The sequence below is a fragment of the Vibrio sp. LB10LO1 genome (assembly GCF_010092875.1).
Lineage (GTDB): Bacteria > Pseudomonadota > Gammaproteobacteria > Enterobacterales > Vibrionaceae > Vibrio > Vibrio campbellii.
Genome location: NZ_JAADJW010000028.1, coordinates 23816 through 47270, shown reverse-complemented (window position 1 = coordinate 47270; position 23455 = coordinate 23816). Strand labels below are relative to the sequence as shown.

Annotated in this window: 18 protein-coding genes; 4 read left to right on the top strand and 14 right to left on the bottom strand. The window is 46.7% G+C overall.

The window, feature by feature from the left end; all coding sequences use genetic code 11:
- Window positions 1-26: 26 nt before the first annotated feature.
- From lon to tig, 4 genes are all read right to left on the bottom strand, one after another.
- Complete coding sequence (gene lon, locus GXP65_RS18305; protein ID WP_005529911.1) at window positions 27-2378, bottom strand: endopeptidase La; 2352 nt, start codon at window positions 2376-2378, stop codon at window positions 27-29.
- 129 nt (window positions 2379-2507) lie between these two features.
- A complete protein-coding gene (gene clpX, locus GXP65_RS18300; protein ID WP_005430932.1) occupies window positions 2508-3788 on the bottom strand; it encodes an ATP-dependent protease ATP-binding subunit ClpX in 1281 nt (426 codons plus the stop codon).
- A 71-nt stretch (window positions 3789-3859) separates the two neighbouring features.
- On the bottom strand, window positions 3860-4486 hold the full coding sequence (gene clpP / locus GXP65_RS18295; protein WP_005430931.1) for an ATP-dependent Clp endopeptidase proteolytic subunit ClpP: 627 nt from the start codon (window positions 4484-4486) through the stop codon (window positions 3860-3862).
- 106 nt (window positions 4487-4592) lie between these two features.
- Window positions 4593-5900 (bottom strand): trigger factor, encoded by a 1308-nt coding sequence (gene tig, locus GXP65_RS18290; protein WP_005529913.1) that lies wholly within the window; start codon window positions 5898-5900, stop codon window positions 4593-4595.
- A gap of 524 nt (window positions 5901-6424) precedes the next feature.
- Between tig and GXP65_RS18285 the strand changes: the two genes are divergently transcribed.
- The 3 genes from GXP65_RS18285 to GXP65_RS18275 all read left to right on the top strand — a co-directional run bounded on the left by GXP65_RS18285 (window position 6425) and on the right by GXP65_RS18275 (window position 9832).
- The gene (locus GXP65_RS18285) at window positions 6425-8230 is read left to right on the top strand and encodes an ATP-binding protein (RefSeq protein WP_162093430.1); all 1806 of its coding nucleotides are present in this window, start codon (window positions 6425-6427) and stop codon (window positions 8228-8230) included.
- Window positions 8231-8234: 4 nt separating this feature from the next.
- Window positions 8235-9572, top strand: a complete 1338-nt coding sequence (locus GXP65_RS18280) for a sigma-54 dependent transcriptional regulator (protein ID WP_162093429.1) — start codon at window positions 8235-8237, stop codon at window positions 9570-9572.
- Between the two features lie 77 nt (window positions 9573-9649).
- Window positions 9650-9832: a hypothetical protein gene (locus tag GXP65_RS18275; protein ID WP_043883365.1), complete on the top strand. Its 183-nt coding sequence runs from the start codon at window positions 9650-9652 to the stop codon at window positions 9830-9832.
- A 36-nt stretch (window positions 9833-9868) separates the two neighbouring features.
- On the opposite strand, the gene GXP65_RS18270 is transcribed toward GXP65_RS18275, so the two are convergent.
- The 9 genes from GXP65_RS18270 to GXP65_RS18235 form a co-directional block, all read right to left on the bottom strand.
- Window positions 9869-11230, bottom strand: coding sequence for a TRAP transporter large permease (locus GXP65_RS18270; protein WP_005437607.1), 1362 nt, complete (start codon window positions 11228-11230; stop codon window positions 9869-9871).
- Between the two features lie 3 nt (window positions 11231-11233).
- A complete protein-coding gene (locus GXP65_RS18265; RefSeq protein WP_010649185.1) occupies window positions 11234-11905 on the bottom strand; it encodes a TRAP transporter small permease in 672 nt (223 codons plus the stop codon).
- 118 nt (window positions 11906-12023) lie between these two features.
- On the bottom strand, window positions 12024-13019 hold the full coding sequence (locus tag GXP65_RS18260; RefSeq protein WP_162093428.1) for a TRAP transporter substrate-binding protein: 996 nt from the start codon (window positions 13017-13019) through the stop codon (window positions 12024-12026).
- 215 nt (window positions 13020-13234) lie between these two features.
- Window positions 13235-14704: a protein adenylyltransferase SelO gene (locus tag GXP65_RS18255; RefSeq protein ID WP_162093427.1), complete on the bottom strand. Its 1470-nt coding sequence runs from the start codon at window positions 14702-14704 to the stop codon at window positions 13235-13237.
- A gap of 171 nt (window positions 14705-14875) precedes the next feature.
- Window positions 14876-15691 (bottom strand): hypothetical protein, encoded by an 816-nt coding sequence (locus tag GXP65_RS18250; RefSeq protein WP_050906807.1) that lies wholly within the window; start codon window positions 15689-15691, stop codon window positions 14876-14878.
- A 168-nt stretch (window positions 15692-15859) separates the two neighbouring features.
- Window positions 15860-15985, bottom strand: coding sequence for a hypothetical protein (locus GXP65_RS25425; protein WP_275898099.1), 126 nt, complete (start codon window positions 15983-15985; stop codon window positions 15860-15862).
- Window positions 15986-16233: 248 nt separating this feature from the next.
- Complete coding sequence (locus tag GXP65_RS18245) at window positions 16234-17601, bottom strand: TrkH family potassium uptake protein (RefSeq protein WP_005430871.1); 1368 nt, start codon at window positions 17599-17601, stop codon at window positions 16234-16236.
- Complete coding sequence (locus tag GXP65_RS18240; protein WP_005430853.1) at window positions 17598-18260, bottom strand: TrkA family potassium uptake protein; 663 nt, start codon at window positions 18258-18260, stop codon at window positions 17598-17600. Before GXP65_RS18240 ends, GXP65_RS18245 begins: the two co-directional genes overlap by 4 nt.
- Before the next feature lie 390 nt (window positions 18261-18650).
- Complete coding sequence (locus tag GXP65_RS18235) at window positions 18651-19886, bottom strand: DEAD/DEAH box helicase (protein ID WP_162093426.1); 1236 nt, start codon at window positions 19884-19886, stop codon at window positions 18651-18653.
- Between the two features lie 182 nt (window positions 19887-20068).
- Between GXP65_RS18235 and GXP65_RS18230 the strand changes: the two genes are divergently transcribed.
- The gene (locus tag GXP65_RS18230) at window positions 20069-21394 is read left to right on the top strand and encodes a hemolysin family protein (RefSeq protein ID WP_162093425.1); all 1326 of its coding nucleotides are present in this window, start codon (window positions 20069-20071) and stop codon (window positions 21392-21394) included.
- A 92-nt stretch (window positions 21395-21486) separates the two neighbouring features.
- Here GXP65_RS18230 and GXP65_RS18225 read toward each other — a convergent pair whose 3' ends face one another.
- On the bottom strand, window positions 21487-23448 hold the full coding sequence (locus GXP65_RS18225) for a TonB-dependent receptor (RefSeq protein WP_162093424.1): 1962 nt from the start codon (window positions 23446-23448) through the stop codon (window positions 21487-21489).
- Between the last annotated feature and the right edge of the window lie 7 nt (window positions 23449-23455).

The following is a 23455-nucleotide window of genomic DNA, read 5'->3' as shown; positions in this document are numbered from 1 at the left end:
GTTTTACTTATTTTTGCTGCACATCACTATTTTTGAGACTGAAACTCAACGCCCGTCGGGTCTCGCTCTAGTGCAACTTTCAGAACTTCGTCGATCCACTGTACTGGGATAACCTTCAGATCCGCGATAACATTTTCTGGAATCTCTTCCAAATCACGCTCGTTGTCTTTCGGAATCAGTACCGTTTTGATGCCACCACGGTGTGCCGCAAGTAACTTCTCTTTTAGGCCGCCGATAGGTAGAACTTCACCACGTAGAGTGATTTCACCTGTCATACCTACTTCTGCTTTTACCGGGTTACCCGTCAAGCTAGAAACTAGCGCAGTACACATTGCGATACCCGCACTTGGGCCGTCTTTAGGTGTTGCGCCTTCTGGTACGTGCACGTGGATGTCACGCTTCTCGTAGAAGTCTGAGTTGATACCCAGCTTTTCAGCTCGTGAACGTACAACCGTCATTGCCGCTTGGATCGACTCTTTCATTACGTCGCCAAGAGAACCAGTTTGCGTCAGCTTACCTTTACCAGGCATCGCTTCCGTTTCGATCGTTAGTAGATCGCCGCCAACTTGTGTCCAAGCTAGACCAGTTACTTGGCCAATACGGTTGCTGTCATCTGCTTTACCAAAGTCATGACGTTGAACACCTAGGTACTCTTTCAGGTTGTCCATTGTCACCGTCACTGACTTCAAGCTTGTATCAAGCAGGATGTTCTTCACTGCTTTACGGCAGATCTTAGAAATCTCACGCTCTAGGCTACGAACACCCGCTTCACGCGTGTAGTAGCGAATAATGCCGATGATTGCCGAATCTTCGATGGTAATTTCGTTTGGTTTCAGACCGTTACGCTTCACTTGCTTATCAACAAGGTGACGTTTGGCAATGTTTAGCTTCTCATCTTCTGTGTAACCAGAAAGACGAATCACTTCCATACGGTCAAGTAGCGGACCCGGAATATCCATCGAGTTAGACGTCGCGACGAACATTACATCAGACAGATCGTAATCTACTTCTAGGTAGTGATCGTTAAATGCATTGTTTTGTTCTGGATCTAGTACTTCTAGCAATGCTGACGATGGATCACCACGCATATCTGAAGACATCTTGTCGATTTCATCCAGAAGGAACAGCGGGTTTTTCACGCCAACTTTAGACATCTTCTGAATAAGCTTACCTGGCAATGAGCCAATGTAAGTACGACGGTGACCGCGGATTTCCGCTTCATCACGCACGCCACCAAGAGCCATACGTGTGTATTTACGGCCTGTTGCAGCTGCGATAGAGCGACCTAGCGATGTTTTACCCACACCAGGAGGACCTACAAGACAAAGGATAGGGCCTTTCAGCTTGTTGATACGGTTTTGTACCGCTAAGTACTCAAGAATACGTTCTTTAACACGCTCTAGACCGTAGTGGTCTTCGTTTAGAATCTCTTCTGCTTTCGCAAGGTTCTTCTTCACTTTAGAACGCTTGTTCCAAGGAACGCTTACCATCCAGTCGATGTAGCTACGTACCACTGTCGCTTCTGCGGACATTGGAGACATCATCTTAAGCTTTTGCAGCTCTTGTTCTGTCTTTTCACGTGCGTCCTGAGGCATTTTCGATTCTTCGATCTTTTGCTTCAGTGTTTCGAACTCATCAGGTGCGTCTTCCATCTCGCCAAGTTCTTTCTGAATCGCTTTCATTTGCTCATTCAGGTAGTACTCACGCTGAGATTTTTCCATCTGCTTCTTAACACGACCGCGGATGCGTTTCTCTACTTGAAGAAGGTCGATTTCTGATTCCATCTGGCCCATTAGGAACTCAAGACGCTCAGTCACATCAACGATTTCAAGTACTTGTTGTTTGTCCACCAGCTTAAGAGGCATATGCGCTGCGATCGTATCTGCTAGGCGCGCCGCTTCATCAATACCGCTTAGTGAAGTCAGTACTTCTGGCGGGATCTTTTTGTTCAGTTTGATGAAGCCTTCAAATTGGTTAATCGCACTGCGAACAATCACTTCTTGCTCACGCTCATCAAGCTCTGGCGTTACCACAAACTCAGCCTCAGCAAGGAAGAATTCGCTTTCTTTGAAGTGGTTAATCTTAGCGCGTTGCTGACCTTCAACCAGCACTTTAACGGTGCCGTCAGGTAGCTTAAGAAGCTGGAGAATGGTTGCTACCGTACCTACTTCAAATAGGTCGTCAACCGTCGGCTCGTCAGTGTCAGCTTGCTTTTGTGCCACAAGCAGAACTTGTTTGTTTGTTTCCATCGCCGTTTCTAGACAGCTAATCGATTTCTCGCGACCAACAAACAATGGAATGACCATGTGTGGGTAGACCACTACGTCACGTAGAGGTAATACCGGGATCTCGATACGCTCGGAACGTTCCAAGTTCATATAATTCTCTCTTCCGCTTTCACGTTTAACGTATTACTTAAGGCAGTATATGGGGTCTAATTATTTGGATTCAATAAGAGAAATAAAAAAGGAGGTAATTACTTACCTCCTTTCTATTCATGGCTGAATTTATTCTGCTCCAGCGGCCTGATTGTCGGCGTTGCTGTAAATGAGCAATGGTTCTGATTCACCGTTAATCACTGATTCATCAATTACGACTTTACTTACGTCCGTCGCTGATGGTAATTCATACATGGTTTCTAGCAGAACGCTTTCTAAGATTGAGCGTAGACCACGAGCACCCGTTTTACGCTCCATCGCTTTCTTAGCGATAGCACGAAGCGCGTCTTCACGGAACTCAAGTTCAGCGTCTTCTAGCTCGAACAATGCTGCGTATTGCTTGGTCAGTGCGTTCTTCGGCTCACATAGGATCTGAATTAGCGCTTCTTCATCAAGCTCAGTCAGTGTTGTTGTTACTGGTAGACGACCGATGAACTCAGGAATCAGACCGTATTTCACTAGATCTTCAGGCTCTACCTGAGTAAATAGTTCACCGACTGTTTTGGTTTCGTTCTTAGAGCGCACTTCTGCGCCAAAACCAATACCTGTGCCTGTCGCTACACGCTGTTCAATCACTTTATCCAGGCCAGCAAATGCACCACCACAGATGAACAGGATCTTAGACGTGTCCACTTGTAGGAATTCTTGCTGCGGATGCTTACGACCACCTTGTGGCGGAACCGATGCAACCGTACCTTCGATAAGTTTTAGTAGCGCCTGCTGAACACCTTCACCAGATACGTCGCGCGTAATTGATGGGTTTTCAGCTTTACGAGAAATTTTGTCAATTTCGTCAATGTATACAATGCCGCGTTCAGCCTTCGCTACATCGTAATCACATTTTTGCAGAAGCTTCTGGATGATGTTTTCAACGTCTTCACCAACGTAACCTGCTTCGGTTAGTGTGGTAGCGTCAGCCATTGTAAATGGCACATCCAGGAATCGAGCTAGCGTCTCAGCAAGCAGTGTTTTACCACTACCCGTTGGACCAATTAGAAGGATGTTACTTTTACCAAGTTCCACACCTTCGCTCGTTGTATCACCATTGCGTAAACGCTTGTAGTGGTTATATACCGCAACTGCGAGCACTTTTTTCGCGTAATCTTGTCCGATCACATAGTCATCAAGGTGTTCACGGATCTGTTTTGGCGTTGGTAACGCTTCAGATTCTTTCTTAGGGAGAACATCCTTGATTTCTTCGCGAATGATATCGTTACATAAGTCGACACACTCGTCGCAAATGTAAACTGACGGACCTGCGATTAGCTTGCGAACTTCGTGCTGACTTTTGCCACAGAAAGAGCAGTACAGCAATTTGCCGCTGCCACTTTCTTTGCTTTTATCTGTCATTCGCTAACCTCTTAGCCTTTACTCTTTATGAATGAGTGTATATCAAATTTAGCCAAAATGCGCTGGCTAAATTACTCGCCGCGGTGGCTCAACACTGCATCCACAATACCGTATTCTACTGCCTGATCTGCCGACATGAAGTTGTCACGATCGGTATCGCGCTCAATCACTTCAAGAGGCTGGCCAGTATGTTCTGCTAATAGGTTGTTTAGCTTCTGCTTGATGGTCAGGATTTCCTGAGCATGGATTTGGATATCAGAAGCTTGACCTTGGAAGCCACCTAGTGGTTGGTGGATCATCACACGTGAATTAGGCAGAACGTAACGCTTACCTGGCGCACCACCTGCAAGCAGGAACGCACCCATAGAGCAAGCTTGACCCATACATACTGTGCTTACATTTGGCTTGATGAACTGCATGGTGTCGTAGATAGACATACCTGCTGTTACGCTGCCGCCTGGTGAGTTGATGTATAGGAAAATATCTTTATCTGGATTTTCAGATTCTAGGAAAAGTAGTTGAGCCACGACAAGGTTTGCCATGTGGTCTTCCACTTGACCAGTTAAAAAGATCACGCGCTCTTTAAGCAGACGTGAGTAAATGTCGTAAGAGCGTTCGCCGCGGGAAGTTTGTTCAACCACCATTGGCACTAGCGCGTCAATAATTGGCGACATTGCGTTTTTTTCTTGGTAGCTCATATTCTTATGTCCCTAAAATAAATGGCCCGGATGATGATGTATCATACGGACCATTGTTAGCAGAATAGTCGACGTTAAGTCAACCTTCTACGCAAGATATTGCTTATTAAGCAGCAGGTTGTTGTTGGTTAAGTAGCTCGTTGAAGCTTACTTCTTTCTCAGTAACCTGTGCTTTAGCGATGATCGCGTCGATAGCTTGCTCTTCTAGAGCAACGTTACGCATGTTGTTCATCATTTGCTCGTTTTGCTCGTAGTAAGCAATAACTTCTGATGGATCTTCGTAAGCAGTTGCCATCTCTTCGATAAGTGCTTTCACTTTCTCGTCGTCAGCTTTTAGCTCTTCAGACTTGATTACTTCACCTAGTAGAAGACCTACAACTACGCGACGTTTAGCTTGCTCTTCGAACAGTTCACGTGGAAGCTGTGCAGCTGCTTCTGGGTTACCACCGAAGCGTTGTGCAGCTTGTTGACGTAGAACTTGGATTTCTTGGTCGATAAGTGCAGCTGGTACGTCGATTTCGTTTTGCTCAACTAGACCGTCGATAGCTTGCTCTTTGATGCGGTTCTTAACAGCTTGCTTAAGTTCACGCTCCATGTTCTTACGAACTTCAGCTTTAAGTGCTTCAACGCCACCTTCAGCAACACCGAACTTAGAAACGAACTCGTCGTTTAGTTCTGGTAGTTCACGAGCTTCAACTTTGTTCACTTTGATTGCGAACTTAGCCGCTTTACCTTTTAGGTTTTCAGCGTGATAATCTTCTGGGAAGTTTACGTCGATTTCGAATTCCATACCTTTAGTTTTACCTTCGATACCGTCTTCGAAACCTGGGATCATGCGACCTGCGCCCATTTCTAGTGGGAAGTTCTCAGCTTTACCGCCTTCGAACTCTTCACCGTCGATAGAACCAACGAAGTCGATGCTTACGCGCTTACCAGCTTCTGCAGCTTCTTCAACTTCAGCCCAAGTAGCTTGTTGCTTACGTAGAGTTTCGATCATCTCTTCTACGTCTGAATCGTTAACTTCAGTTGTTGGTTTTTCAACAGTGATGCTGTCTAGACCTTTTAGCTCAACTTCTGGGTAAACTTCGAAAGTTGCAGTGAATACTAGATCTGCGCCTTCGTTGTTTTCAACTGGAGCGAACGTTGGTGCGCCAGCTGGGTTGATTTTCTCTTTTACGATCGCTTCGATGAAGTGGCGTTGCATAACTTCACCAAGAACGTCTTGACGTACTGCTTTGCCGTACATCTTAGCAACCATTTTTAGAGGCACTTTACCTTTACGGAAACCATCGAAACGACGGTTTTTAGCGATGTTGCGTAGTTCAGCTGTTACAGCGTCTTCGATGTTTGCAGCTGGAACAGTAATGTTTAGACGGCGCTCTAGGCCCTCTAGCGTTTCAACAGTAACTTGCATTATATATAAACCTCTAAAGTGGCTCGGTCTTCCCGAGCTTATGAGCGAGACTCTTTGAGTTCACGCTTCATCCTTGTGTAGTGTCCTGTCCGAACACCTAAGTTAAAACCGAGTATCGATGCTGGAAACCAACACCGGACTAATCAGTGATATCCTCAGCAAACGCAAAAGGTATCTCCTATTAGCCTCAGGACAGAATTTTTAGACGCGACATTCTAGCGATCTGTCGCAATCCTGTCGAGCCAATAGCCACTATGTGGACATTGTCTGCGCTAAATTCTCGAATACGGACTCAATTTTTACGAAAAATGCCCTTTTAGCATCGCTTCGCCTTAGCCAGCATATCTAGAATGGGGACAATAGCGACTTTTTCAAGAGAATCGACAGCTTTTTTTATTGAAAAGCCTAAAAAGAGATCTTGCTCTTGTTTTACTCCACAGAGTTGGAAACGAAATCCCCATTCATCCCTACAAACTATTAACATTTTCTTACGTGGTGAAAACAAGATGTAAGGGAGCGCAAGGATGTCGCAAAAAAGTCGTATTCTACTGATTTTTTTCGCCTTCTATTTCCTTTGTGCCTTCGTTGGTGGGCATTGGGTTTGGCAAGCCAGCTACCAATCTTTGCTCGATAAACATCAATCCCAGTTAGAGCGGTTCTCCAGCCATATTCAGAACAAGTTAGATAAGTACGCGCACATCCCTCATCTACTCTCCAAAGACGAACCTTTGGTTGAAGCCCTACTCAATCCAGCCAACAGTGCCCAACTGGAAATCACGAATCGATATTTAGAATCGGTCAACAATGTCATTGCCGCTTCAGACACTTATTTGATCGACAAATGGGGCACGACGATCGCCGCCAGTAACTGGCGCAAAGCGCGTTCTTTTATCGGCCGCAACTTTGCTTTCCGTCCTTACTTCAAACAAGCGATTGTCGGTCAGCGGGCTGAATATTACGCCCTCGGATCTACCTCAGGAAAGCGCGGTTACTACTACTCCTACCCAATCGTCTATGCCGGGGGCGTGCTTGGTGTCGTGGTGGTCAAAATGGATTTAAGTAAGATAGAAGATAACTGGCAACACCCTAAAAGCGTCTTTGTTGCGAGTGACCCAAATGGCATTGTGTTTATGAGTAGCCGGAGTGACTGGCTATTCAAAAGCTTACAGCCACTCGACGATCCAAAAACTGCAGAGGTTTGGGCTAGCCGCCAGTATTTAGACACCACCATCGAGTCACTGGGTTTTGTTGGCGATATGGGTTTGGCGCATACAGAAGCGAAGCAAGGCTACCCATACAATCGAGGAACACTGGTGGTTTCTTCTCTCCCTCTGCAAGATCTCAAACTCACCATCCGAGTGCTATCTCCCAAGCAGTCCGTGGTTTGGATCACCATGGGCTATTTACTCGTGTTAACGCTTAGCTTCACGGTTCTATTTTTGGTTGGCCAGCTCATCTACCACCGTCAACAACGCCACCGCCAAATTGAGCGAATACAACAAGAAGCCAATCAGAAACTTGAATACCAAGTGATGGCGCGTACCGCAGAGTTACAAGCCGAGATTGCTCAACGCAGCGAAACCGAACAAACCCTTCGTCAGACTCAAGACGAATTGGTTCAAGCGGCCAAGTTGGCGGTACTGGGGCAAATGTCGGCCAGCATCAGCCATGAACTCAACAATCCATTGGCGGCTATTCGTAGTTTCGCTGAGAACGGTAAACTGTTCCTCCATAAAGAGAAGTTCGACCGTGTTGAAGACAACCTTACTCGCATCTCGGCCCTTACCGACCGAATGGCTAACATCAGTCAACAACTGCGGTCTTTTGCCAAGAAAACCAGTGGTAATGAGCTGGTTCACACTCAGCTACTACCCGTCATTGCTTCAGCAAAAGAGTTGATGAAGCCTGCTTTAAAATCAGCACGAGTAACCCTAACAACCAATTGGTTAGGGCAGGATGCCGACGTCCAGGTTAACACGATTCAACTCGAACAAGTGTTAGTGAACTTAATCACCAATGCGATAGAGGCACTTAGAGAGCAAGAAGACAAGCAAATCGAGCTGTCCGTGGTTCAAGACCGCGAGACCAAACTCGTCTGGATTCATGTGGACGATAACGGTTCAGGGCTGGGTGATTTTACCCTTTCAGAGCTGTGCGAACCCTTCCTTACCACCAAACAAAATGGCTTGGGGTTAGGGCTTTCTATCTCCCAACAAATCTTAGCTAGCATGCATGGCAAATTAAGCGCACAGAATCGAGAACAAGGCGGTGCTCGATTCTCACTCTGCCTACCTATTGTTACACCGCTCGCCGCACAACCAGAAGGATGAGACCATGTGTCAGGTGTTTTTTATTGACGACGAAGCCGATCTCAGACTGGCCATCGAGCAAACTTTTGAGCTGGCGGATATCGATGCCAAGTTTTTTCCGGATGCTGAATCGGCTTTAATTGCCATGCAGCAAGGCGAAGAAGCGGGCGTCGTGATCACCGACATCTGCTTACCGGGAATTTCTGGCATGGACTTGCTGACCACACTCACTCAGCGCGATTCAAACCTCCCCGTCATCATGATCACCGGACACGGCGATATCTCCATGGCCGTACAAGCTCTCCATCAGGGCGCTTACGATTTTATCGAGAAACCTTTTGCGCCAGAGCACCTAGTGGAAACCGTTAAGCGGGCCATTGAGAAGCGAAAGCTCACCAATGAAAACGAAAAACTGCGCCAGTCACTCAAAGCAAGTAAAACCCTTGGTCCGCGAATCATTGGCGAAACCGCGAGTATCCAAATACTGCGTGAAACTATCACTCACATTGCCGATACCGATGCGGATATCTTATTGTTTGGTGAAACCGGTACAGGTAAAGAACTGATTGCTAGGTCTCTTCACGAACAAAGTAATCGCCGCAATCAAAACTTTGTTGCCGTTAACTGCGGCGCGGTGCCAGAAAACCTTATCGAGAGCGAACTTTATGGCCATGAAAAAGGTGCCTTTACCGGAGCAGAAAGTCGCCGAATTGGTAAGTTTGAATTTGCTCAGGGCGGCACACTGTTTTTGGATGAAATCGAATCTATGCCGATTCAGGCACAAATCCGTTTGCTACGGGTGCTTCAAGAAAGAGTGATTGAACGTGTTGGCTCGAACGAATTGCTGCCGTTGGATATTCGCGTCATTGCGGCTACTAAGGTCGACTTAAAACAAGCGGCAGAGGAAGGCACATTTCGTCAGGATCTTTATTATCGCCTTAATGTGGTCACTCTCGATCTACCGCCAATGCGCGAGCGCAAAGAGGACATTCCTGCACTGTTCCATCACTTTTTATTGGTTGCCGCGTCTCGTTACGGCAAAACCTCCCCTAGTCTCTCCTCACAAGATTTGGCTCAGTTAATGACCCATGACTGGCCGGGCAATGTACGTGAATTACGCAATGCGGCGGAACGATTTGTCTTACTGGGTAAATTAATCCAAATGGGAGATACCATTTCAACCTCGTCTTCTTCATCTAGCCTTGCGGAGCAGGTAGCGGAATTTGAGAAAGCTGCGATTGAAAGTGCATTACTGGAGAACAGCGGCAGTATCAAACAGACCATGGAACAATTGAATGTGCCTCGAAAAACCCTGTACGACAAAATGCAACGCTATCAGATAGATAAGGATCTATATAAATAAAACGCAGTTTGCGGTTTGTCGTTATATCCAACTTGAATCATACTTTTTATAACAACGAAAAGATGGCTTAAACGGATATGACAGAAAAGATCAAAATCCCCGTGATCACCGATACTGTGATGGTTGACGGGCATTATCAAGAAGAGAGGCGCTCGGGAGAAGACCGGCGTAAAAACAAAAAGAAATGGCTCGGTTACGAGCGTCGAGTGAAACCGGACCCAAGAAGACCAGCCTATAAATCCATAGATGAAGAGGTGTGAATAGTCACACCTCTTTGTCTTTATGGCTAAAAACCATTACTTAGTGATGATTTCTGGCCCCATCAATGTCGTTGGCAACCAAGTCGATACCCAAGGCACGTAAGTGACGATAATCAGGAAGAGGAACATCACCGCCACCCATGGCAATGCCGCTTTCACCACATTCATCATCGACATCTTCGCCACACCAGCGGTCACAAATAAGTTGAGCCCCACAGGCGGGGTTATCATGCCTATCTCCATGTTCACCACCATCATGATGCCAAGGTGGATCGGATCAATACCCAGTGCAATCGCGATTGGGAACACCAACGGTGCGACTATGATGAGCAAGCCAGACGGCTCCATGAACTGACCGCCAATCAGCAGCAACACGTTAACCACAATTAAGAAGGTAATCGGCCCTAGACCCGCTGATAGCATAGATTCGGTGATCATTTGCGGGATGCGTTCTTCGGTAAGCACGTGCTTAAGAATCAGAGCATTAGCAATGATGAACAGCAACATGATGGTCAGCTTGCCTGCTTCATACAGCGTATGCTTGGTATCTTTATGAACAAACGTTTGGAAGATTTTAACCAATGCAGGTTTAGTGTTCTGCTTGTCAGCAAATGGCCCCATGTCTTTGTAGACAAAGTTAGCAATGAAGAATGAATACACCGCCGCCACCGCCGCCGCTTCTGTCGGCGTAAAGATACCGCCGTAGATACCACCAAGGATGATCACCACCAGCAATAAACCCCAACTTGCGTCTTTGGCGGCATCGAAGGTTTCTTTCCAACCAACAAAAGGTTGTTTTGGCAGGTTCTTGATTCTCGCGGCAATGTAAATCGCAATCATCAACATCACGCCCGCCAGCAACCCCGGAATAACGCCACCAAGGAACATACGCCCAACCGACACATCCGTTGCAGCGGCATACACCACCATCACGATAGAAGGTGGGATCAAAATGCCCAGCGTTCCCGCATTACAGATTACACCCGCTGCAAACTCTTTCGAGTAGCCGTTCTTGATCATACCAGCGATAACAATGCTACCAATCGCTACTACGGTTGCAGGGGATGAACCCGATAGCGCCGCAAACATCATACATGCCACAACTGACGCCATCGCTAAACCGCCGCGGAACCAACCAACAATAGCAATCGCAAAGCGGATAATACGCTTCGCCACGCCACCGGTAGACATAAAGCTTGAGGCCAAGATAAAGAAGGGAATCGCTAACAAAGTGTAGTGGCCAGCAAACGCGTTAAACAATGTCTGGGCAACGGAAGCCAAAGACGCATCCGAGTGCATTAATAGGAAAAGAATACTGGAAAGGCCCAGCGAGACAGCAATTGGCACACCGATCAGCATGAAGCCAATCACCATCAAGAATAAAAACAGAATATCCATGATTTACTGCTCCTTGCGATCTGATGATGAAGAACCATTTGGAATCGCGTCTGCGGCTTCACTGAGTTCTTCTTTTAGCGCTTCTAACTCTTCCTCGGCTTCATGACCTGCAATCAAGCGGTCCAGTTTGCCTGTTGCGATCTGCCAAGTGATTTGCACAAAACGGAAAGTGAGTAGCGCCATACCAAGGGGCAAAGCAAAGTAAGGAATAAAGCGAGGCAGCTTCTCATAGCGCTCACCTTCATTGAGCCAATCGGCTAAAAACTGAAACATCTCTGGCATGGGAATATCGTCGGTTTCATACCATGCACGCTCAGTGACAAACGGATACCAGTAGTTCCAAGAACCGACCAAAAGCAGAATAGAAAACGCTAAGCAACCAGCAGCTGCAAGCAGTGCGAGGACTTTTCGTTTCGGCTCCGAAACCATGTTGATGATGACATCGACACCAATGTGAAAGTGCTTCTTCACACCATATGATGCGCCAACTAGAACCATCCATGCGAACATGAATACCGTCAGTTCCAGTGCCCAAAGAATATTGTCGTTAAAGACATAGCGAAAAATGACATTGGCAAACGTCAGCAATGTCATCGCGCCAAGAAAAAACGCAATCAACGTCTCTTCAATGGCATCGGTGATCCGCCCTGCCTTGGCAAAAAAAGTCTGTTCCATAATTACATCACGTCATTATTGGGAGAAAAGGGCCCTCTTCCCCATGAATGAGTACACGAGGACCAATCGTAGTGCTTTGTATTTTTACTTATTTACCCAAAGAGCTTGGGCGTGTTGATTATTGGTTGGATGCAAGTGCCGCATTAATAAGATCTGAACCAATGTCTTTCTCAAACTTCTTCCACACAGGTTGCAATGCAGTTACCCACTCTTGACGCTGCTCCGGCGTTAGAGTGCGCACCACACCACCCGCTTCAATGATGTTGTTCTTGTTAGCGAGGTTCACTTCTGTCGACTCCGCATTACGCTGAGCCGTCACTTCTTGAATGATGGTATTGAGCTGTTCACGCTGATCGGCTGGCAGGTTTTTCCAGAAGTCGTTTGATGTCACCACTAGGTAGTCCAGAATGCCGTGGTTGGTTTCGGTAATGCCATCTTGTACCTCGAAGAATTTCTTACCGTAAATGTTCGACCACGTATTTTCTTGGCCATCGATAACCTTAGTTTGAAGGCCGCCGTACACTTCTTTGAAAGACATCTTTTGTGGGTTTGCACCAAGCTGTTCGAACTGAGCAACCAATACGTCTGACGCTTGCACGCGGAATTTCAAACCTTCTGCATCGCTCGGCACCATCAGTGGCTTGTTGGCAGACATTTGCTTCATACCGTTATGCCAAAAAGCCAAGCCCTGTAGACCACGTCGTTTCATTGCGTTTTTCAGCTTTTCACCCGATTCCGAGCTTTGGAAACGGTCAACAGCCGCCACATCCTCGAATAGGAAAGGAAGGTCAAAGATGCGGTACTTCTTGGTGAATTTCTCAAACTTTGAAAGAGAAGGGGCAGCGAGTTGAACATCACCATTAAGTAGCGCTTCAAGCACCTTGTTATCATCGTACAGTGTCGAGTTAGGGAAAACCTGCATACAGACTTTGCCATTCATCTCTTCGTTCACGCGCTTTTCCAGTAACGAAGCAGCAATGCCTTTTGGATGCTTATCTGTGTTGGTTACGTGACTGAACTTGATCACGGTTTCACCAGGGTCACAGTTTGCAGCAGCGTTAAAGCTAGTGATAGCCAGAGCAGAAACAGACAGTAGAGTTAGAGGCTTAAACATTATTATTCTCCTTGTTGAATCACATCCCATCCTTGCCATGAACACCTAAGTGGGTAGAAGGTGATGGGTACGGATGTTCAACAAAGAGCAAGTTACAGACCAAGTCGATTACTTATTATTATTCAGTAACTTAAATAAAAGTGAAAAATTATTGGTGAGGATAAGGGGTTAAATCCACCCACGCGCACAAGCTCAATGGGTGGAAAATGACACATTTACGATGAACAGCTGATTTCCATTTTCTTACCCCACTCGGGCGGCAACTTGGCATAATCATCAAACTGGGGCTGTTCTTCATAAGGACGCTTTAATAGCTCAGCCAGTCGGTTTACTTCACTGAAGTCCCCCTCCTCTGCCTTATCGATGGCAAGTTGAGCGAGATAGTTACGTAAGACGTATTTTGGATTCACTTGGCGCATGCGCTCACAGCGTTGCTGCACGGTGACACGCTCACCGAGCTCATCCACTTCTAGCTCACAACGAGCGAGATATAAGTCTACCCATGCACTTGCCGCTTCTCGATCAATAAACAAATCAATCACAGCTTGAGGCGATTCAACGTCAAGGTTAGACAACTCACGGAAAAAGCGAGTGTAGTCAGCTTTGTTTTGGTTCAACAGTTCAAACATGGCTTCGAACAAGCGGCCGTCTTCGTCCACCTTGGTATGAAGACCAAGTTTGGCACGCATCAACTCACTGAATTTTTGACTCAGACGCACTTCAAACTTCCCTAGTGCAGCCTCAAGATCTTCTCTTTGTACCAGAGGCGACAAGGAATGCGCCAAAGCAGAGAGATTCCACAGTGCAATACGCGGTTGCTGCTCAAAGGCATAACGCCCTTGGTAGTCCGAGTGGTTGCAGATGTAATTAGGATCGTAGTCATCAAGGAAACCAAACGGCCCGTAATCAAAGGTTTGCCCTAGAATCGACATGTTGTCGGTATTCATCACACCATGGGCAAAGCCGTAAGCCTGCCAGTAAGCAATCATCTCTGCGGTTTTCTCCACAATAGACTCGAACATGGCTGCGTATGGCTTCTCGGCTTCTAAGCAGTCAGGGAAATGCCATTCAATCACTTTGTCTGCTAACAGCTTTTGCTCGGCTAATTGGTTAGTGTAGAAGAAGTGCTCAAAGTGACCAAAACGGATGTGGGTTTCTGCAACACGAATCAATAGTGCACCATATTCCGTCTTCTCGCGATAGACGGGCGTATCGCTATCCATCATACCCAGCGCTCTGGTGGTGGGAATACCTAGCCCCGCCATCGCTTCACTGCACAAATATTCTCGGATCGTAGAACGCAAAACTGCTCGGCCATCGCCCATTCGGGAATAAGGAGTAAGACCGGCCCCTTTGAGGTGAATGTCGAACCAAGTGCCATCTTGATGTTGCATTTCTGCCAGCAGCAAACCACGACCGTCACCCAAGTCTGGATTGTAAACACCAAACTGATGGCCCGCATACTTCATTGCTAAAGGAGCAAATGGCGCAAAATCCACTTGCCCAGAAAACACATTCAACAGCTCATCGTTTTCGGTGGCTGGTAAACCAAACTGTTTAGCAAACTCACCATTCCATACCACCCAGCGGGTATTGTCTAAGAGCTGCGGGGTAACGTAGGTGAAAAATACTGATGGCAATTCACTGAATCGATGGGTGAAATTCACCCCTTCCCAGTTGGACATTGTGATTCCTTAAATATGGCTTCCTGTAAAAGAGTATACGCCGTGTATGCGTTCGCCTTCAGCCACGAATTGTGCATGGGTATTTGCTAGGGCTGGAAAATGAGAGTGGAAGGGAATCAAGAACTGAGATGCCCCGCCACAAGGAAAGTAAGACGGGGCGAATAAGCGAGGTTAAGCCGGGAACTCGTCGTTACTCTGTTGAAGCTCCTGTGCGCCCTTAAACTGAGCACGCTCGATATCCACAATCTTGCGGTAGCTCAAAGATAAAAGTGCGATTTGGAAAGCACCAAAAATACCGAAGATCACTCCAGATACGATCAGTGCCAACAAGTGAGAAAACTCAGCGAAGACCAATTGGCTAGCCGTTCCCACCAATAAAGGAATCAAGCCCATCAAGATAAACACTTGCTTATTGAACGGACGACTTTGTCGCCAAGCATTGCCTAAACTGCGTGGCTCTCGGTCCAAGGCAGTAGCAGGTAAAACCAATGACCAACGAGAAAGGACCCAGTACCCTGGAATACTCAGAACCAAAGTAATGGCCTCTAATGCCAGATGACTAATATCTCCGCCTTCAAAGACGACAAAAAACGTCACTAAGAAGATGGGTAGTGCGATGATCAACCCCATTGCTAAGCCAAACAAAATCCACCAGCCAATAAAGCGCAGCTCGCGCATGGATAGACGCATCACATCAAGAGCGGAACGCATGTATTCACGAGCAAGGTAAATACGGTGAATACGAACCGCCGCCATCGCTGCAACTAGCGGGTACAAAAGGAATGTCGTAATAAAAAAGCCAGGACCAAAGTTAGAAAAATCGGGCTCTTGCGAGCCTTGGACCAAGGCTTCTTGGTATTGGGTGATAAAGATAGTGTGCACCACAATCAAAGGAATACAAGCAATGACAATCGCGAGCAAATTTGCCCTGACCATGACGATTGCTTCTCGGCAAATAGCCGCAACAGAAAACGAATTATCAGACATAAAAATATCCTTACTTTTATAAGTATCTAGCCATAGACTACGCCTCAAAAATAGACAGCGCGTAAAAATAAAAGTGAAACTCATCTCATACTAAAAAGGTTGATGAGTTTATCGTTGGAACAAGAAATAAGAACAAAGCCACTCGAAGGAGTGGCTTTGAGATATCGATTAAGCGCGACGACGCCAGCCCAACAGTGCTAACAGCATTAACACCCAGTAAGAAACACGGCCTCCGCCGCCTGAGCTACCGAAGTCATTGTGGAAGTCAGAGTCATTCGATAACACATCAATCATGATGCTCTTACCTTACTCCAAACTACGGCTCCATGAGTTCAATGCGCAGATAACGCATTTCATACGCAAATAAAACAACAAGTTGCACATAATAGAACTATCGAATACTACAGATTTCAATCAATATTGAAATACTATCGCCACAAATAAATAGAAATTACTCTCATTTATTTGATGAATTTATAAAAAACGCGAGAGGCGGTTAAACCACACTCTCGCGTAATCGTTTTTTGATGATTAACCCGTTGTTAACCAGTCAAGACATTGTCTTCTGGGTACTTGATCAGAGTTGGCTCGGGACGCGCGAGCATATACGCCAACGTCAAAGGTCCGATACGTCCGATTATCATCACCACAATCATGATGTACTTACCCGGCTCCGACAATTCAGCCGTTAAACCAGCGGTAAGGCCAACCGTTGCAAATGCAGAAATGGTCTCGAACATCACCTTATCGAAGGCCGCTTTCTCCGTGATCATCAATAAGAACATTGCGGTCGTTAGGATAGCGCCACTGACCACAATGATGGCCAGCGATTTCGTCACCGTTTGCCAGTTTACTGTGCGCTTGAAGATCACCACATGTTTCTTCTGGCGTAAGAATGCCCATGTCGCCATAAATGCCACAGCAAAGGTCGATACCTTAATACCACCACCCGTTGAGGTAGAACCCGCACCAATCAGCATCAACACAATCATTACCAACAAAGCAGGCTGGGTAAACTGAGCCAAATCGACACTATTAAAACCCGCTGTTCGCGCACTGGCTGATTGGAAGAACGCCGCTAGCCACTGCCCTGCCACAGGTAAAGATTCCATGGTGTTTGGGTTATGCCTTTCTAATAACCAGAACATCACAGTACCGACAGCAAGTAGCACTGGCGTGGCAATGAGCATGATTTTGGTATGCAGATGCAAGAAGTGGAAACCTCTGCGCCAATGCAGCCATAAATCACCAATGACCGTAAAGCCCAAACCGCCGAAGATAAACAAACCCGCTAGCGTAAAAATAACTACTGGATCATTCACAAAGCTCATCATGCTATCGGAGAAAAGTGCGAAACCGGCATTATTGAAGGCCGAGATAGAATGGAACAGCGCATAGAACATGCCCGTTTGCCAGCCCATTTCTGGCACCCAGCGAAACGAAAGGAAAATAAAACCAATCGTCTCTGCAATCAGTGCGAAGATAACGATTTTCTTCACCAGCTTACGCAGATTTACTTGGCGATCTTGACCCAAGGCATCTTTGGCTAACGCTTGTTGTCGAAGGCTCAAACGAACCCCGAACATGTAGAGCAGGACAGCAGAGAGGGTCATTTGCCCTAACCCACCAACTTGCATTAAAAACATCAGCAGAATTTTACCTGCCAAAGTAAAGTGCTCACCCGTATCGACCACGCCAAGCCCCGTCACACTGATGGCCGAGGTTGCGGTAAATAATGCATCGGTCAGTGATAAACCGGTAACAGAGAACACTGGTAGCGTGAGCAGTACAGCAGAAGGCAATAACACACCGAGAAAGCTCAGCAATATAATGCGCGGTTCGCCACCTTTCGCTTTATCTCGTTTGCCATCTGGGACGTAAAAAACGCCTCTCTGATGAAATTGCTTCATAGTGATTTCAACTTGCTCGCAAGTTTGTCTTGAGGACCAACGACAATAATGAGGTCGCCGATTTCTAATGTGGAATTCAGATCAGGCGCTTTGGTGATCTCAGGGCCGCGTTTAAAGCCAAGCACTTGTACGCCTTCCACTTTACACAGCGCAAGGTCACCCAGAGTTTTACCCATCCAGCGCGAGCCAATGACAAACTCAGTCATCGCTAGGCCGCTGCCAAGTGGATGGAACTCAAGTACGCGTTTATCAAGCATCTTACGCGCAACACGAATCCCCATATCACGCTCAGGCATGATGATGTGGTCTGCACCAATTTTTTGCAGCACGCGTGCTTGGAAGCGATCGTTCGCTTTGACCCAAACCGATTTCACGCCCGCCTCTTTCGCAATCAGCGTCGCAAGAATGCTGGCATTCACATCAGCACCAATGGCAATCATAACCATGTCATAGTCGTCGAGTTTGAGTTCAGCTACCGTATCTTCTTGAGTACAGTTTGCCACGATGGCTTGACTCACGAACCCCGCCGCTTCTTTCACTCGGTCTTCATTGATGTCTACCGCCAAAACCTGTGAGCCGGAATCCTGCAGTTCTTTACAAACAGCCAAGCCAAAACGACCCAGACCAATTACCGCAAATTGCTTATCACCCGTTTTCATTCGTGCCTCATTTATGCGTTGAATAGCAGGCGCGAAAGTCTGCGCCTATTCCTCACCATCTGCAAACAAGACGACAAAAAATTGACAAAACCCTAACTCAGACTTTCGCACTCAATGTCTGTAAAGCGTAAGACACAATGATTGAGTTTTCCTAATTATTCGCAAGTAAATCAAAAGAATAGCCACCAAGTTCACACTTAGTGCGGGGTTATATTCATCGTCCATTCAAAACCGCTGCTTTTAGCCAGCAAACACCAATTCGTCTGCCATGGAAAGCATGCACCAACGAGAAATCAAAAGTAATAGACTGAAATCAAAAACAAAAAAGCCACATCGAAATGTGGCTTTATCTCTATGAAGACAGGTTTGATACAAAAACAAACGTGCAGATTATTTAGAATCGTGCTTGTCACCGTTATCACGACGAGGACGCTGATCTTGCGGTTTTCGCTTGTTCTTTGGCACGTAGTTTAGAATTGAAATTGGCACAGGCTTTCTTGGCGCAAAACCTTCAATTTCTACACGCTCTAATAAGTGGCCAAGACGGCTTTCAATCATGCATAGGTTTTTGAAATCGTCTTTCGATACCAATGAAATCGCTTCACCCTGCGCGCCAGCACGACCAGTACGACCAATGCGGTGCACGTATTCGTCTGCCGGGTATGGCAAATCGTAGTTGATCACCACTGGCAAGTTGTCGATATCGATACCACGTGCCGCAACACCCGTTGCAACCAGATATTGAATTTCACCCGCTTTGAACTGTTCAATCAGCTCTTGGCGAACGCGTTGGTTGCGACCACTGTGGAACGCTTCAGCCACGATGCCGCGCTTCTCTAACTGAGTCACTAGCTTCGCTGCGCCGTGTTTGGTTTCAATGAAGACTAATACTTGCGACCAGTCGTTCTCGCTTAGCATGTGGCTCAACAGTGACGACTTCATGTCTTTATCAACCGTGGTGATCCACTGCTTGATGTTTGATTTTGATGCGCTGTGTTTCGCAATCGAGATTTCTTCAGGATCGACAATCGCGTTCTTCGCCAAATCACGCACGGGGTTTGATAGCGTCGCAGAGAACAGCAAGCTTTGAATGTCTTCTGGCATGCAATCGACGATCTTATCGATCGAATCGATGAAGCCCATATCCAACATTTTATCGGCTTCGTCCAGTACCAGCATTTCCACTTCATCAAAGTGAATGGCGCGTTGGCCGTAAAGGTCAATCAAACGTCCTGGCGTACTCACCACAATGTCGACACCTTCGATCAGCGCTTGTTTTTGCGGTGCGTAATCCACACCACCAAACATCGCCATTGAGCGTAACGGTAAGTTCTTAGCGTAAGCTTCGATGCTTTGGTGTACTTGAAGTGCAAGCTCACGGGTTGGCGTTAGGATGATCGCACGTGCACGCTTTTTGCGTTGCGTTTCACCTTGGCTCAATTTTTCTAAGATTGGCAATACAAAGCTGGCGGTTTTACCCGTACCTGTTTGTGCTGCGGCAATCAGGTTGCGACCACGCAGAACAATAGGAATGGCTTTTTGTTGGATAGAAGTCGGTTTTTCATAACCCAGCGCCTTCACAGCATCTGTGATAGGAGCGCTTAAACCAAGCTTAGAAAATGGCATAGAAACGTCTCAACGAAGAAATGGGCGCGTAGTGTATCAGAATCCGTCTTAAGTAACAGAATCATTCACACCAGCAAGTTGGTTGGCTCGACAAACAAATTCTATCCTTTTCATTGCACATTTGATTGTTACAGCGTGATGATTTATTCACCACTTCACGTTTCTACTAGATAAAGCTAGCTATGCTGAAAAGGTGTGCATCACTGGAAAACTTCATGGACATTTTATTACTGGTTGGATTAATCGCGCTCAATGGTGTGTTTGCCATGTCTGAGATTGCCTTGGTCACAGCTAAAAGCGGACGACTGAAAAAGTTTGCCGAATACAGCGCTGCAGCCCGCCTCGCCTTACAACTAAAAAACAATCCCACACAGTTCCTCTCTACCATCCAAATCGGTATCACAGTGATCGGTATTCTCAGTGGTATCTTTGGTGAAGCCACACTCTCGGTTCCGTTTGAACACTGGCTCGTCGCACAAGGTATCGAGCGCGAAGTCGCCACCGTACTCGCTACCGCCATTGTCGTTGTCGTCATCACCTACTTCGCCATTGTGATAGGCGAATTGGTCCCAAAACGTTTTGCGCAAAACAATGCCGAGCGTATTGCGGTTATCGTCGCTTATCCTATTCATTGGTTAGCGAAACTGACCACACCATTTGTCATGCTGCTGACGACCTCTACTGATGCACTACTCAAGTTGCTGCGCCAAAATAACAATGGTGAGGTGGTCACAGAAGAAGACATTTTTGCCGTGGTGAGTGAAGGCTCGGAAAGCGGTGCGATTGAACCGCAAGAACAACTGATGATCCGTAATTTGCTGCACCTCAACGATCGCCTTGCACTTTCGCTAATGACGCCTCGCTGCGATATGCATTATCTCGACCTCGATTTACCCCTTGAAGAAACACTCAGAAACTTGCGTCAAACGCAGCATTCCGTTTGGCCAGTGTGTAAAGGTGGACTGGACAACATCATCGGTACGATTTCTTCCAAAGTCTTGCTGGATGAATACAACGAGCTGTCGATTTCTCGCTTGGCTAAGTTGCTCAAACGTTCACGCTTTGTGCCAGAATCGATGAAAGGCTTGCCACTGCTCAACTATATGCAACAAACCAGTACCGAAATGGTCTTTATCGTCGATGAATATGGCGATGTGCAAGGCTTGGTCACTCACCATGATTTACTCAAATCCATAGCGGGAGAGCTGGGCATGGCGCCACAGCATATTTGGGCGAAAAAACAGAAAGACGGCAGTTGGCTGATGGATGCTCTAATTCCGCTTAACGAACTGAAATACAAACTTGAACTCAATGCCATTGAGGGTGAAGAGAGTGAGGGTTTTCAAACCTTAAACGGCTTTTTGACTTGGTTAATCGGGCGAGTACCGACTCAAGGTGAAACTGTTGACTATCAGCGTTGGCGATTCGAGATACTGCATGTGAAGAGCAATCGTATCGTCCAAGTTAAAGTCACAGAAACCGTCAAAGAAGTTGAGGCTGAATGTTAAACATTCATGAGATAGAAATAAAAAATAGCCTCTGCGTAGAGGCTATTTTAGGTTTCAATGAAACCAGCAGTTCAACAAGGCCAACAGCCTAATTAGAACAGGTACGTTGCGCTTACGTACGCACTGCGGCCTTTCTCAGAATAACCGTAGTAATCATCTTCATCATCCAACTCGACGTCAAAGATGTTGTTCAAACCCGCTTTTAGATTAAATTGTTGGAAATCGTAACCCACACCCAAGCCAACAAGCGTATAGCCATCGACCGTTTTGTTTTCACGTCTTTGGTTAGTAATGACTTGTTTACCAATGTAGTTCACGCGGGCAAAGGTGGTGAATGAATCGAAGACTTCCCAATTGACATCTAGGTTTGCCAAATGCTCAGGTGTTTTAGTTAGCTTATCACCACTGCTCTTGTCTTTCGCGTCCGTGTAGGTGTAGTTACCTTTTAGGTTGATGCTATCAGTAATGTCATACCAACCCTCTAGTTCAATACCTTTGGTCTCCGCTTTGCCGATGTTCTGATACGTGATAATAGGCATTTTACCCACCGAACCTACTGGCTTAGTTAGATCTCGCTCAATCTTGTTCTTCAAGTCGGTGTGGTAGTACATCAGACCAACACCCATCGCTGTTGTCTCATACGCTAGGCCAGCTTCGTAGCTTTCTGATTCTTCCGGTTTTAGATCTTCATTACCGGTTAGCCAACAACGGTTACCACAACTGATCACGCGAACTTGGTCGCTGCTTTCCATCATACCCGGAGCACGGAAACCACCACCAAAGCCACCTTTCAGAACAAACTCATCCGTAAAGCTGTAAACTGCGTAAGCACGAGGGCTAAAGTGGCTGCCATACACTTCATGAAAATCTTGACGACCACCTAAAGTCACCGCCAATTTATTGAGGTCAAACTCGCCTTGAACAAAGACCGCTCCTTGATAGTTGTCGATATCACCCGACGGAACATCACGGCTATTTTTCAGCTCCGATGTGCGGTACTCACCGCCGAACACCCATTCGTGCGAATCGCGCCACAAACCAGAAAGTTTAAAATCAAGTGTGTTGTTTTGTAGTTCAACGTCCGCTGCACCATTCTTGTATGCTGTACTTGCATCATCAAGCTGCATGTTTTCGCCATACAGACGCACTTGCGAATCTACCGTATCCCAAGCGCCTTCATGGGTAAGGCCATAGTTCCAACGCGTGGAATCTTGAGTGTTCGTCTGTGAACCTGAGCGAGGGTGAACCCAATCGGCTTCACGCTCATCGTTGGTGTAAATCACATCCGCGATCAAACGTTGCTCTTCTGTCAGTTGCCAAGCAAGTTCACCAAAGACGTTCGTTGTGTCTTTTTCTTCTAACGCATCGAAGTCTGGATTCGTGTCGGTACGCCATGGGTCACGAGCCGAACTTTCAACAATAATACTGCCTTCAACATTGTCTAAAAGACTGCCGCTTGCGTACGCGTGCCCTTTCAAGCCGTCACCACCATCGCCTTCAAGGATGCTCTCATACTGCAAACCCACCGAGCCCGATAGTTCTTCTGTTGGCGCCTTCAAAATGACGTTAACCACACCACCCATGGCTTCAGAACCATACAAAGAGGATACTGGGCCGCGAACCACTTCAATGCGTTGGATCGCGCTCAGAGGAATGCTCGATAGGTCAAAGTCGTTACCACGGATCAACGCATCTTGAGAATTGATGCGGCGCCCATTGATTAGCACCAAAGTGTGTTTAGAATCTAGACCACGAATACGAATGTTATTACGACCGTAAGCGGTGCTGCTCAGTACGCTAACACCTGTCGCACTGCGAATCGCTTCCGAGATATCCTTTACTGGCATCTTCGAAATATCATCGGCGGTGATCACCGAAACAGAAGCTGGCGCGGTTAACTCAGAGTGCTGAGTAAGCGACGCGGTTACCACCATGCGCTCCATTTCCACCACTTCGTCTTTATCGTTCGCAAGCGCAGAGCCACTGAACGCTGTCAAAAGTGCCCCCGTTAAAACAGAAGGCATAAACATGGGCTTTTTCACTGAAGTTTTCACTGCATTT